The following is a 12362-nucleotide window of genomic DNA, read 5'->3' on the forward strand; positions in this document are numbered from 1 at the left end:
CTCCCCACTCCAAAAAACCCACTCCCCACTCCCTATTGCCCATTCCCTTGATTAAGTTCATCGATAGCCTCCTTAGTGCGCCGATTGGGATCTTTGGGTTTCCTGTCGGGGAATAAGCCAACTAAGAAATTATTGATACTGACACGGGTATTCCGGCTAGCGTCGTTTAGGGGTGAGGGCAAAACGCGATCGCCAATCGTGATAAATAGTAATGTCAGAATGAACGCTAGTGTCAAAAGATTGTTAAAACGCATCACCGCCTCCCAGTCGAGTGGACTAATTGGGCTTACTTCTATTCTCCCCAATTTTGTCATAACTGTGGCATGGAAAAACAGCGAGATTTAGCTCATGGTACTGCACTAGATTTTTCTTCAAGCTTTTTACTTCCATTTGATCTGAAGATACTGCACTCTATCTTCCTTCAGTATCAAATGTGCAAATCAAATTGGCAACAGCGTGGAGTGATATCAAACGCGAGATTTGTTGATGGGAACACTATAAATTCACTCGGTTTATCCTGCGCTGTAATTTTGGAAAAAAGACGGTTGTTTGAGAAGTAAACTTTTATTTATCTGAAGCTCTGTTATTCAGCTTTTATTTGAAGTTTGCGCTTCAGGTTTGAAACAATACCAATAGCCCCCAATGCTAACAGACTAAGGACTGAACTTGGTTCAGGAACTGATGCTACTCCATTATCTGTGGGTGGCTCTGTGGGAATAATGGCTTCATCCCAACGAATATAAGCCTTACCTATTTGTGCAGGACTAACACTTGGTTTAATTGAGATAGAGTAGTTTCCCTCTGCTAAAACAAACCTACCTGAACTGTAGTGTGAATCAGCATAAGCCTTATCCGGATCCCCAGTTATTGATTCTCCCTGCTCCACAAATGATGTCCCACCAAGGAGTGTGCCGAGATTAAAGATATCAAAAACATCTCCTACGGAGTAAGCATCTGTAACTTTTAAAATGCCCCCTTGTTTTGGCACTGTAAAGTCAAACGTGCCAGGGTTAGCAACTTCTCCTACATCACCAAATATAAAATCATTCCATCCTCCGGGAGAAAGTGTTATTGCTTGTGCAGATCCCGCTGCTCCTAGAGAAAGACATGCGGCTCCAACAGCAGATATTGATAACTTTTTGACAAATGTTGAAGTAAACATGAGATGCCTCAATCCTATAAAATTAATGTTTTTCGCGATCGTATCTTGGAGAACAACCTTTTTAAGGTTCAGTGGAGCATCGGGATTTTTGGACAAAATACTGAACTCTTACTTTTGGGAGTGTTTGAGAGTCTTTTTTCTCTCTGACCCCTGTATTCTTTTATGTTTACATATACTCATCCGTATTTGCCAAGATCAGTTTAAGATCAGTAGGTCAACTTCATCAAAACTTTATATTGATATACCGAGTTTCTACTAATAGCATAGACTAAAAGCCTTTCCAGGCAAGGGTTTTATGCTAAAATCAGATTTCTTGATTTGTGAAGATATGATGAAGATCACTATGAAGTAAGTGTGAAAAACATGTGAAAAACATGTGAATTTTTTATAAAAAACGTACCACTCTACAGAAAATACTTAACTTGCTAACTGATAACCACTAATGGCTAATAATTAGATTTGGATTGCTCCCATGAGTCATGAGCCATGAGTCATGAGCCATGAGCCATGAGCCATGAGCCATGAGCCATGAGCCATGAGTAATTATCAGTCTTAAGAGGATATTTAAGGGTAATCAATCACATCACAACGTAATTTGTAATTTTATGCCATCATTGTTTAAATAATTTATATATAGCAACCGCCAGTTAGGATATTCTACGCTGGCAAATTTTAACAAGTGGCTCTAAGCCCCTTGTCCTGGCATTGGCGACTGCTATAATTGGCTTATTGTCAAGACTCAGGGCTTAAATCTTCGCAAATAAGCCACCAATCTAAATTTAGGTATGACATAATCGATAATATATTTTATATTCGAGAATCACTCCATGGATAAATCCATTATTCAGTTGGTTGATGAGTTGCCAACCGATAATATTACGGTGAAAGTTTTAAGGGCTATCAATTATGTAGCGCCCGGTGAATGGAAGAATTTAGTAGGGTTTGACAATAGTATTCGTACCCTGACTGGTGAAACCGATGCCAAAGTAATCCAGAAAATCCGCGATCGCGCTGTTGCATTATATCACGATCCCAATCAAGGCTACCAAGGCGCAGTTCAACTTTATCAAACCATTGATAAAGCAGACGCAGCGATGGGTACAGCGGCTTTAGCTAACAAAATGGGTGAAAAAATCAGCTTTCTCTCTTTTTTACAGAATATCACACCCAAAGCAGATCTAACCCAAACGATTGACTTAGCCCTAAAAATTGCGGTAGAAATCATTGCCTTCTCTAAACTCAATGGCATTCCCAAACCTAACCCACAAGAGTTTGCTAAGTCTCTGGCACATAACTATCAAGACGCATCCCTAATCAGGATGATAACACTTGTTTGTATAGATGGTATCCTGCCTTTAGGTCCTGACTTTCTCAAGAAAATTCACGATATACTTGGTGGAATTGATACTGGTGTAATCGCTAAAAATCCGGCTTTTGTATCTATCAATAATGTTCTCCCAGGTAATACTCCATCTGATAAAGTTGGTTTTGTTAATCAGGGATTTAACTCTGTGACGGGATGGATGAATGACTTAATAGTCAAGACAGGGGTAACTCCACAATCTATTTTTAACAGTTTGGGTAATTTTATCCAGATTGCTGATAATAACTTGGATTTTGTGGCAGCATTTCTGGATCAAACTACCAATTATTACGAACATACCGGAATTCAAACAGTCTCTCGCCATCTAATTTTGAAAGCCCATACTTTAGTTAAATCAGAAATTAAAACAGAGGATAAAAAGCCTCGCTCAAAGGATTCATCTCCTTCTGTAAAATCAGATAAGAATAAGAAGTATGGAGTAGGCAAAACTATAGAAGTTTGGGATGAAGATGAAGAGGAGTGGTATCAGGCTACCATTGAGAAAGTGAAAGGTGATGAATATTTTGTCCATTACGTCGGTTACCCTTCATCCGATGACGACTGGGTTGAAGAAGATGATATTCGTTTTCGCGATCGCACTTCATCCGACGATAATGGATATACTGTGGGTGACAAAGTGAAAATTTGGGATGATGATGAAGAGGAATGGTATTCTGCCACGATTGAGAAAATCAAAAAGCACAAATATTTCATTCATTACATTGGTTACGGCTCTTCTGATGATGAATGGGTTGATATAGACGATATTTCCTGACTTATGTATCAAAATTGTTTGTAGTAGGCACTTTAGTGCCTTCTTTTCCTGTGTTTACAAGCACTAAAGTGCTTACTACTAACTGATTGTTTGTAGTAGGCACTTTAGTGCCTTCTTTTCCTGTGCTTATAAGCACTAAAGTGCTTACTACTAACTGATTGTTTGTAGTAGGCACTTTAGTGCCTTCTTTTCCTGTGCTTATAAGCACTAAAGTGCTTACTACGAACTGATTTATGATATTATTCTGTAGATGCCCGACTTCTTAGAGAAGTCGGGCATCTACGGATATAAAATTATAATGCTGAAAACAGCTTCGCAACGCTAGGCTTAGTCACTTTCCCCATCGCATTGCGAGGTAAATCTTCAACAGTAATAATTTGGGTGGGAACCTTATAAGTAGCCAGTCTTTCTTTTGCCCAACTTCTCAATGTTTTTAACGTCAAATTACTTCCAGATTGCAATACCAAAGCAGCACAAACTCGCTCACCCCATTCTGAATCTAGCACTCCAACTACTGCACATTCTTGAATATTTAGATGAGTGCGCAATACTTCTTCAATTTCCAAAGCGGAAACCTTATAACCTCCAGTTTTAATAATATCCACACTCATCCTGCCCAAGATGCGGTAATTATCATTTTCCACCACTGCGAAATCACCCGTACAAAACCAACCATCGCGGAATACTTTGGCGGTTGCTTCTGGTTTTTGCCAATACTCCAGAAACACGCCTGGGCTTTTAACTTGGATTTCTCCTGATTTTCCTGGAGAGACGATATTTTCACTTTCATCTACTAAGCGCACTTCCACTTCAGGCAAAGGTTTGCCCACATATCCCGCTAATCTTTCACCATGTAAAGGGTTAGATAAAGCCATGCCAATTTCAGTCATTCCATAACGCTCAAGCAGAAAATGTCCGCTGATATTTCGCCATTTTTCTAATACTTGTACGGGTAAAGCGGCAGAGCCGGAAACCATTAGACGCATTTTAGCACAGCCATCGGACATCTTGTTTTGGCTATTCCTATCTGCGGCTTCCCAAGCTGTAATTAGCTTGACATAAATCGTGGGTACTGCCATAAATACCGTTAAGTTACCTTCAATAATTCTATCCCAAACTATGTTGGCATCAAATTTAGTTAACATATCGCACTCAGCGCCAACCCACAAAGAGCAAGATAGTACGTTAATAATCCCATGAATATGATGAAGTGGTAAGAAGTGCAAAATTCGATCTTCTGATGTCCATTCCCAAGCTGAAACCAAGCTAGTAATTTGAGCTTGAATATTTTGATGAGTTGTCACTACTCCCTTTGGTTTACCAGTTGTGCCGCTAGTATAAACGATTAAGGCTCGTCTAGTAATATCTATTTCTGGTAGCAAACTAACTGCTTCAGGGAGAGTTTCTGAAGTGAGGATAAATCGCAAATTTCGCTCTTGGGCAATTGGCTTTAATAAAGCTTCAAAACTAGGATGAGCAATGATAATTGATGCGCCTGAGTCGGCAATTACATAGTCTAATTCAGGTTGGGGATGGGAGACACATAAGGGTACAGCTATTCCACCAGCACGCCAAATTCCCCATTGTGTGGCGACATATTGAAATCCTGAAGGGATGAGGAAGGCAACTCGTTGCTCTTGTAAATCTTTGATGTTATTCAGAAGAATGGTAGCGATTTTAGCTGAAGTTTGGAGCAAATCGTGATAGAAGAAGGAGCCTTCAGTGGTTGCGATTGCAATTTTATTTCCGTGTTGTTTTGCTCTGTCAATTAAGGGAAGATTCATGTTATTTCCTGAATTTATTTTAGTCATAGTACTTACCCCAAGTTTCTATATGTAGGGTGTTTTAGCTTGGCTAACGCACCATTACAGCTACAGGCAATGTAGTTTTTATATGTAGGGTGTGTTAGCTTGGCTAACGCACCATTACAGCTACAGGTGATGTAGAGGAGTAAGTCATCTAGTATTATAGCCGATAGAATTACTGCAAAATCTCAGTTATTTTGTGCTGCGTTATCAGCAATTATTTTGAGTGCTTCCTCAATAATTTCCTGACAACCGTAGTTTGGTTGAGATGAATCTCTTGACTGAATTGGGCGGAAAACATTTAACTTATGCTTGGGATAGAGCATTTTTTGGATTCGCTCTTCAGGGATATCAATTTTCTCCTCAAACATTAATTCCGCACCATCTTCGTCAAAAATTAGTTAAACGTCAATGTATCGCTTATAAGCAGTTAGATGAGATACCATTTCTGGGACTACTTTCATATCTCCAGTTATATCTTTAAGTGTTTCTAACCATTTGTTATAGCATTCAATTGCTTTCTCAACACGCGGCTTATCTGGATGAGGTAGTTTCTCGTTATTAAGCAACGCTGCTAGTTTTTCCCCATGTGGTTTTAGCAAATTAAACATAAATTTATCTCTTGGGTTTTAATTCATCAATCTGTTGACGCGATTGCTCTGGATTATAATAAGGTGATGGTTCTACTTTTTCTGCCTTTTCGATAGCATCCTTAATTTCATCTTTGACTTTTGCATCCGCGAAAGAATAAGCAGTCTCTAATGCTTCTATCGCAACTATCCTAGCTTTATCTAAATCGAAACTCTTGTCTATTTTATCTAGTTTTACAAAGTGCAATATATCTTCTTTAATTATTTTTCCATAACGATTTACAAAACTTCTTTCTTGACGGAGATCTAAATTTATTTCCGATACTTTATGAGCCACTTCTGCTACTAACTCACCGTTAAAAAAGGCAGTACCTCGAATATTTGATTCTCTGCCAACAACAAATATCATTCTACTTTCATTCCTGCATATCCGTAAAAGCTCTTGTAAAGTAGAGGCTATATCTAAGCAATATTGAATTACCGTTATAAATCTATTACTTCTATGCTTACGATTTGAACCAACCTCGGATTTTGCCACTTTTAAAAGGTTCCAGTTTAGTGCCTCAGTAGAAGTGCGATACTGCTGATGATAATTAAATACATTGATATAGGGCGGAGATGTAATAACAAGATTTACGCTAGAGTTTTGTATGGGAACTTTTCTTGAATCAGCATTATAGGCATTTATTGACTTTTCACTATAGGGCAATTTTTGCACAAAATCAGTTATAAGTTCGGCAATATGGAAAATCCTTGTGTGGGTGACTTCCTTGTTGGAGAAATCAAGCATAATTACTAATGCTTGATTGAGGATATTAATAAAACTTTCTTCATCATTTACATTTAATGCCAGTGCTACAAGTTTATCTCTTAGATCGTTTGACGTAATTTTTTTTTGTATTTTTTGGAATAGAGGCATCATCTCATACATCTCTATCTTTAGTCGATTAAGAAAACTATTGGTATATCTCTCACGCTCTTTCTGGGAAATATTGATAAATCGATAAATGCTAGCGAGGGTAAAAGCGGCTGGGTTGATATCTGTTCCATAAGCTTCTATTCCACATCTTCCCGCCTCATACAAAACCGTTCCACTACCTAAGAATGGGTCAAAAATAACACTCTTTTTATCTGCATATTTATCAATCAGTGCTTCAATAAACTGTGGTGAGAATTGACCTTTCCAAGGAAGTGGATTAGTACGTTGTTTATCTTCAATATCTAATATATTTTGATTAATTTCTTGTCTATTAATAGGAGTTTCACTAAAAACACCAGATAATAAAACCATTACCAATCCTCACGGGATAAAGAGATAAAGGGGATTGTTGCCATAACTGAGTGGGATAGTTTGTTGAGTGTGATGCCTAGGTTGGGTGTTGGCGTAGCCTCTCGTAGAGAAGCAATCGCTCTATAATCTTCTATAATCTTAATACATAGAGCGATCGCTATTACAGAATACTCGAAAAGCAGAGACTATGCCGAAGGCTGGCGTTGCCATCGCCAAGTGAGGTTAAGGAAGTCTAGTAAGTTTTTTGTGCTTCGGAGGTAAAGTTACTGACTCCCTACCACTTTCAGCTTGTTTCTTGACAAGGGTGGCGACTTCTGCACCTTTTTGGTGGCTGCGGCGGCTATTCTGTTGACTAAGTTGGGTCTGTGTGTTTTCATGGAATGGATAGGTTTTCCTTGGTTTAAAGGGGGGGTTTGGACCGAGGAAAACGGTTTATTTGACACAAAAGTAGATAGCTGTTTTGCGGTGGGCAACTCCCAGTGACAGGATTTACGAAAAGCCTCTATCTGTAGGGTTACCAATCAAAACTTAAAGCTTCGATCCTTTGTCCCATTTTGGGATATTAGATCGATAATAAACTCTAGATATGTAAGTTTACTCAAAGGGGTAAAGCAAATATGACACTCACCGATTTACTGCCTGAAATTTGGCAACTTTCTGTACTAGAAAAGATCAAATTAATCCGTCTTCTAGCGGAGAGCTTGGAAACATCTCAGGATATCTCACCATTAGAACCTTTCAAAACCTACGATATCCAAACTCCTTACAACAATTTTGGTGCTGGGATAGTTCTCATGGAAGCAATGAAGCAGTCAGGTTTGAACCATTAAAGTTTATGCGTTTTAAGTACTCAACCAGCAGCCCCACTCAAAATGAGTTTGATAGTTTGCCCCGAATCCCACTACTTTTGCGAATAGGCGATTTAACAGTAGAGGCACTTGGATTAGTCGATAGCGGTGCAACTATTAACGTTTTACCTTACGAATTGGGAATTCAATTACTAAATCCCGACAACTTCGCAAAAGATGAAGCCAAACCGCAAAATCGCTGAATCAGTATGTTAAAACCCAGATACGATCCTGAAGAAGATAAATCCAGGCATCTTGCAGCTAGGGATAGCGACTGCGAAGAGATGGCGAAACGGAATGGGTGGGATTTGGTAGATATTGAGCCGTCAGGAAATAGAATTTTGCCTGTAGATTGTGTGTTTGATGGAAAAACCGAGTTTCCTCGACCATTTCATGAAACTGATGCTGATTGGGAGACTGATGAAGATGAGTAAATGGATTATTTTTAGAGCAGATAAAGGTGAACCGGGATCGCTGGAACGGTATTTTTATCATACGGGTTCCTTAACTAAAATCCTAGCAGAGCATTTCAATTATAGCAATCGTGGCATTCCTGAAATTGGCTATCGTTCCCCCCTATTCATACAGGTAGAGGAAGCCATTGATTCCCAGTTTCCGAAAGGGAAAACTCACTGGAAAAAAGGCGATTGGGAAGTTGTGCGAGTGGATGTTTATACCCCAGAAATCCCTACACCTCAAGGGGGAGATTATGACGAAATTGTGGTTTGTACTTGTCGGTATAATCCCATTGATGCCCCCCTAAAACCCATGCCAGAGCGTCAAGTATCTCTTGATTCTTTTGGTGGGGATCGAGTCGCTTTCACTCTCTGGCAAGAGTCTCAAGATCCCTCTGCCTAAGTGTAGAATTAGATAGGGAATAGCGATGGTGATATGGGTGTAGCCATCGCAAATATTGTCGGTTGGGTTAACAGGAGAAAACCCAACCAAAGATGTCAACCTATTACCACAGTCTCAAGCACTTTCCGATTATCCTTCGGCGGATTAGGCGGACACCAAAATAGATTCTTACTAGATACTCCCAGAGATTCCAGCATTCCCCGCATTATCTCTGTGCAGTACATCCAATATCCTAAATCCGCATACATTTTATCAGGATTGAACTCTAAATCGTAATGGATTACATGAGGAATATCAGCAAACTCTTCGGAAGATTGCAGGGAAATAAGTAAAATCCTGAATGGTTTTCCCTGACATTTTTCTTCAAGTTTATTCACCAAATCTAGCAGATAATCACGATTAGTACCACCAGTGCGAATAAACAGTACCTCGTCACAATTTTTCAGGGTATATTGGAAGCGTTCCGAACGTGCTGTGTAACGGGTGCGCATTCTTTCATATATGGGAAACATATTGTTTACGGGATCTTCGTCATCTTCCACTTCATGGGCGAAAGATAAACCACTCCACTTCCTGTGGTAGATTCTTTTTTCCTCAGCATTGTAATGCAATAGATTGGGATTCCACATATCAGAAAAATTATTCAGAATGATATCTGCTACATCCCCAAGATTAGTGGTACGTGTTAAATCGAAAGGAAAAGCTGGTCCATCATACTGCATTTTATACAAAAGCATTCGCGCTGCACAACGATCGCCTAACGGTAGAATTGCCACGCGGCTAATATCTGATAATTTACACTTGTATTGGAAAAGTACCGATGATTTTGGTAGTACTTTGACTCGGCTTTCCAATCCATCTTTGCTAATCATCATTGTGGTAAATGGTGCGTCAGGATTAAGGGGATCGTCATAGACACCTGGAGGCATTTCTTTGAGTGCTTTTCGTACCTCCTTCCACATCGGATGGATATTGTATTCATTATTTGATTCGTTGATTACCCGGAGGGCGCTATCGCTTTCTTTCAATAATCCCAGATTCCCATCGTAGAATAAAACTTGGGATACTTTTGGTGCAAATAGATGGAAAGTAGGGCTATATTCAATATCTGTCTCAGGAGGAATATCTATCGTAGTTTCGATTGTGCCATCTTCTTTCACGGCAAAGAAAGGAAGCGTACCTGCTGGGGGATTCTTAGCTATATAAATACCAGACATCAATCCAGCTTTACTTTGAATCGCTGTTTGCAATTCCTCCCAATAGGGTGCGATTGTATAAGTATGTTTGGATGTATTGATTATCCGTAAACTCTTCTCTTCTTTACAGGTAAAAAGATGAAAACCCCAGTTATCCCGGTAGATAGGTAATTCCTGTTTCTGAATCAGGAGTTCTTTTTCTTTCGTTAATTTGTCTTTATCTATATCAAAAATACTCAGGTTAATTGCCTCATACATCAATTGATGTCCGAAACCATTCGGGTGAGCTAAATCGAAGGATGTACCTGGTTTCCAACGCCCCATACTGTCATCTACAGCACCAAGCCAATCTAGCACCGGGACATCCCAATTTACCATCCGTTTGTGGGTATCTTTTAGTAACCAATTATGTTCGTACTTATAATCACCGTGAGGATATAGCCCACCTAAAATGGGAATAGCGCCCAATTCCTTGGTCATTTTGATCAGTTGTTGCAATCCACTTTCAAAACGCCGTTGCACTGCCCGTCTTTGGGAAGGTGGACAATAAGCTAATCCCTCATTTCCTAGGGATAGGGCAATAATAACGATATCCGGTTGTTGTGGTGCGACAACTAGGGGAAACCTGTCAATTGTGGTACTAACATTTGCACCTAATTCTGACAAATTTACTAATTGATGTCCATATTTTTGATGTAATGTTTCCTCCAAATGTCCAGCCCAACCTTTTAACAACCAGGCACTACATCCTAGGGCGACGGAAGAACCAATTACGACGATTTTTAGACCACTTTCCCCTTTAGTTAGAGGTATTTTAGGAACGGATTCCTTAAAATATCCGTAGGGATAAGGTGGTATATTACCGAAAGAGCTATCGTCTACAATAATAGTTGATTCATGATAGTCAGATTCAATGGGCAGCCAACGATTTGTACCCCAACCTTCCCATTCCACCCAGCCATTTGGAGCAATTAGGATATATTTATATTCTATTGTTTGGCGATCCTGTGGTACGGAGGAGGATGGAATTTTAATATCTGCCCACCATAAAGGATAGCCAGCGCTATTTGTAGTGAGACGTACAGCTTTATTAAAATCCCATAGCCCCAATTCTGGAGTCGAACCAACTATGCCGATGGAGTACCCTGCTTTGGTTTGTGCAATTACTTGGAACCGATACATATATGTGTGTCTTCTCTCTTTAAAGATTACGATCCTAGACAGAAAGTTTAGGTTGAATCATGAAACCTTTATCATATCAAAAGGTAACTTTACTCGATCGCTGGATAAACCAGAGGTAGCAGTAGTTACAAAAGTCTATCGACTCAGAGTGCGATCGCACCGACAAAGCTTTCGTGACGGTATCATATCTCACCTTCAAAGTCTGTGTTCCAGATAACCTTGTCTCCTGAAAATGCTATTAACATCATATAGCACTCCTAAACCACTCGTAAATAAATCCAAGCGAGAACCATTGTAGCGCAGGCATCTTGCCTGCGTATGTTTTCACTTTCTCCTGGGCAATTAGCAATTAGCCATTAGCCATTCCCCCTCACCTTCACACCTGAAAGATTGCAGAAAGATTATTCGCTGGCATAGTAACAGTTTTAATCAGAGAAAGATTTTGATCTCCTGCAACTGCCACCACCTCATCAAGATTCCGCACTCCCCATTCTGGATTTTGCATCCGCAGACTTTCATCGAAAGCCTCATTACTAGGTGCGGTATGCTTACCATTAATTTTAAATGGTCCGTAGAGATAAAGAATCCCGCCCTTTGGTAAAATTCTCCTAGCACCAGCCATCAAACCTAGACAAGCTGAGAAGGGAGAAATATGAATCATATTGATATTGACTATTGCTACAATAGGATCTTGGATTAAATCAAAGCCTTGCAAAGATTCTGGTAATTGTTCTTTTTCTACTGCCCAAATTGGCTCGCAGACATCTAATGCGATCGCAGAATACAAGTTTTCCGCAGGATGACATTCCCGCCAAGCTCTAATACTCTCTCGCGCCAACGGATTTGGATCGGATGGAATCCATTTGCGAGGATAGAGTCGGGGGGCAAAAAAAACAGCATGTTCTCCTGTGCCACTGGATATCTCTAAAATTGTCCCAGTTGGTGGTAGAAATTGCAAGAGAACATCCAAAATCGGTTCTCGATTGCGCAGGGTGGCAGGGGCATATTGTCTGGCATCTGGAGACTCTGGCATTTTTGCGATCGCGATAAATTACTATAGGACTTATCCAGCCACTCTAATAATAGTATGGCTGGTGCGTTAGCAGAGCATAACGCACTCTACGGATATAGTTTTTTGCCTACTGTTACTATTTTCCCTTAAAACGACATTTTGGTAACTATCATGAAAAAAGTCAAGGGAAAACACCGTTGGCGTAGCCTGCGCGAAGCGCATACTCCGTTGGCGTAGCCGCCCTGAAAGGGCTACTCCTAACTCCTAACTCCTAACTCCT

The 12362-nt window shown here is 39.9% G+C and carries 13 protein-coding genes; 5 read left to right on the forward strand and 8 right to left on the reverse strand.

The genetic code is table 11. The features are described 5' to 3' along the window. Positions 1-32: 32 nt before the first annotated feature. Positions 33-314 carry a hypothetical protein gene (locus NJ959_RS17150; RefSeq protein ID WP_254012958.1) on the reverse strand — a complete coding sequence of 94 codons (282 nt, stop codon included), beginning with the start codon at positions 312-314 and terminating at the stop codon, positions 33-35. 269 nt (positions 315-583) lie between these two features. Then, complete coding sequence (locus NJ959_RS17155) at positions 584-1162, reverse strand: PEP-CTERM sorting domain-containing protein (RefSeq protein WP_254012959.1); 579 nt, start codon at positions 1160-1162, stop codon at positions 584-586. Positions 1163-1989: 827 nt separating this feature from the next. Here NJ959_RS17155 and NJ959_RS17160 point away from each other — a divergent pair. After that, positions 1990-3300, forward strand: a complete 1311-nt coding sequence (locus tag NJ959_RS17160; RefSeq protein ID WP_254012960.1) for a hypothetical protein — start codon at positions 1990-1992, stop codon at positions 3298-3300. 293 nt (positions 3301-3593) lie between these two features. On the opposite strand, the gene NJ959_RS17165 is transcribed toward NJ959_RS17160, so the two are convergent. From NJ959_RS17165 to NJ959_RS17180, 4 genes are all read right to left on the reverse strand, one after another. Beyond that, on the reverse strand, positions 3594-5084 hold the full coding sequence (locus NJ959_RS17165) for an acyl-CoA synthetase (protein WP_373693671.1): 1491 nt from the start codon (positions 5082-5084) through the stop codon (positions 3594-3596). 209 nt (positions 5085-5293) lie between these two features. Then, positions 5294-5476 carry a hypothetical protein gene (locus NJ959_RS17170; protein ID WP_254012962.1) on the reverse strand — a complete coding sequence of 61 codons (183 nt, stop codon included), beginning with the start codon at positions 5474-5476 and terminating at the stop codon, positions 5294-5296. Positions 5477-5506: 30 nt separating this feature from the next. After that, a complete protein-coding gene (locus tag NJ959_RS17175) occupies positions 5507-5716 on the reverse strand; it encodes a hypothetical protein (protein WP_254012963.1) in 210 nt (69 codons plus the stop codon). 4 nt (positions 5717-5720) lie between these two features. Then, the gene (locus NJ959_RS17180; RefSeq protein ID WP_254012964.1) at positions 5721-6986 is read right to left on the reverse strand and encodes a DNA methyltransferase; all 1266 of its coding nucleotides are present in this window, start codon (positions 6984-6986) and stop codon (positions 5721-5723) included. 617 nt (positions 6987-7603) lie between these two features. Between NJ959_RS17180 and NJ959_RS17185 the strand changes: the two genes are divergently transcribed. From NJ959_RS17185 to NJ959_RS17200, 4 genes are read left to right on the forward strand one after another with little or no spacing between them, the layout of a single operon-like run. After that, positions 7604-7816, forward strand: coding sequence for a hypothetical protein (locus NJ959_RS17185; protein WP_254012965.1), 213 nt, complete (start codon positions 7604-7606; stop codon positions 7814-7816). A 5-nt stretch (positions 7817-7821) separates the two neighbouring features. Beyond that, positions 7822-8037 (forward strand): hypothetical protein, encoded by a 216-nt coding sequence (locus NJ959_RS17190; RefSeq protein WP_254012966.1) that lies wholly within the window; start codon positions 7822-7824, stop codon positions 8035-8037. Between the two features lie 6 nt (positions 8038-8043). Then, positions 8044-8268 carry a hypothetical protein gene (locus NJ959_RS17195; protein ID WP_254012967.1) on the forward strand — a complete coding sequence of 75 codons (225 nt, stop codon included), beginning with the start codon at positions 8044-8046 and terminating at the stop codon, positions 8266-8268. After that, complete coding sequence (locus NJ959_RS17200) at positions 8261-8692, forward strand: hypothetical protein (RefSeq protein ID WP_254012968.1); 432 nt, start codon at positions 8261-8263, stop codon at positions 8690-8692. The genes NJ959_RS17195 and NJ959_RS17200 overlap by 8 nt, the downstream gene beginning before the upstream one ends. 95 nt (positions 8693-8787) lie before the next feature. Here the strand turns inward: NJ959_RS17200 and NJ959_RS17205 are convergent, their stop codons facing one another. After that, positions 8788-11070, reverse strand: coding sequence for a DUF1796 family putative cysteine peptidase (locus tag NJ959_RS17205; RefSeq protein ID WP_254012969.1), 2283 nt, complete (start codon positions 11068-11070; stop codon positions 8788-8790). A 376-nt stretch (positions 11071-11446) separates the two neighbouring features. Then, the gene (locus tag NJ959_RS17210) at positions 11447-12103 is read right to left on the reverse strand and encodes a DUF938 domain-containing protein (protein WP_254012970.1); all 657 of its coding nucleotides are present in this window, start codon (positions 12101-12103) and stop codon (positions 11447-11449) included. Positions 12104-12362 lie beyond the last annotated feature (259 nt).

The organism is Limnofasciculus baicalensis BBK-W-15 (assembly GCF_024178385.1).
GTDB lineage: Bacteria > Cyanobacteriota > Cyanobacteriia > Cyanobacteriales > Coleofasciculaceae > Limnofasciculus > Limnofasciculus baicalensis.

Coding starts and splice junctions, on each gene's coding strand:
- NJ959_RS17150 (WP_254012958.1), bottom strand. CDS start 314: ATGACAAAATTGGGGAGAATAGAAGTAAGCCCAATTAGTCCACTCGAC.
- NJ959_RS17155 (WP_254012959.1), bottom strand. CDS start 1,162: ATGTTTACTTCAACATTTGTCAAAAAGTTATCAATATCTGCTGTTGGA.
- NJ959_RS17160 (WP_254012960.1), top strand. CDS start 1,990: ATGGATAAATCCATTATTCAGTTGGTTGATGAGTTGCCAACCGATAAT.
- NJ959_RS17165 (WP_373693671.1), bottom strand. CDS start 5,084: ATGAATCTTCCCTTAATTGACAGAGCAAAACAACACGGAAATAAAATT.
- NJ959_RS17170 (WP_254012962.1), bottom strand. CDS start 5,476: ATGTTTGAGGAGAAAATTGATATCCCTGAAGAGCGAATCCAAAAAATG.
- NJ959_RS17175 (WP_254012963.1), bottom strand. CDS start 5,716: ATGTTTAATTTGCTAAAACCACATGGGGAAAAACTAGCAGCGTTGCTT.
- NJ959_RS17180 (WP_254012964.1), bottom strand. CDS start 6,986: ATGGTTTTATTATCTGGTGTTTTTAGTGAAACTCCTATTAATAGACAA.
- NJ959_RS17185 (WP_254012965.1), top strand. CDS start 7,604: ATGACACTCACCGATTTACTGCCTGAAATTTGGCAACTTTCTGTACTA.
- NJ959_RS17190 (WP_254012966.1), top strand. CDS start 7,822: ATGCGTTTTAAGTACTCAACCAGCAGCCCCACTCAAAATGAGTTTGAT.
- NJ959_RS17195 (WP_254012967.1), top strand. CDS start 8,044: ATGTTAAAACCCAGATACGATCCTGAAGAAGATAAATCCAGGCATCTT.
- NJ959_RS17200 (WP_254012968.1), top strand. CDS start 8,261: ATGAGTAAATGGATTATTTTTAGAGCAGATAAAGGTGAACCGGGATCG.
- NJ959_RS17205 (WP_254012969.1), bottom strand. CDS start 11,070: ATGTATCGGTTCCAAGTAATTGCACAAACCAAAGCAGGGTACTCCATC.
- NJ959_RS17210 (WP_254012970.1), bottom strand. CDS start 12,103: ATGCCAGAGTCTCCAGATGCCAGACAATATGCCCCTGCCACCCTGCGC.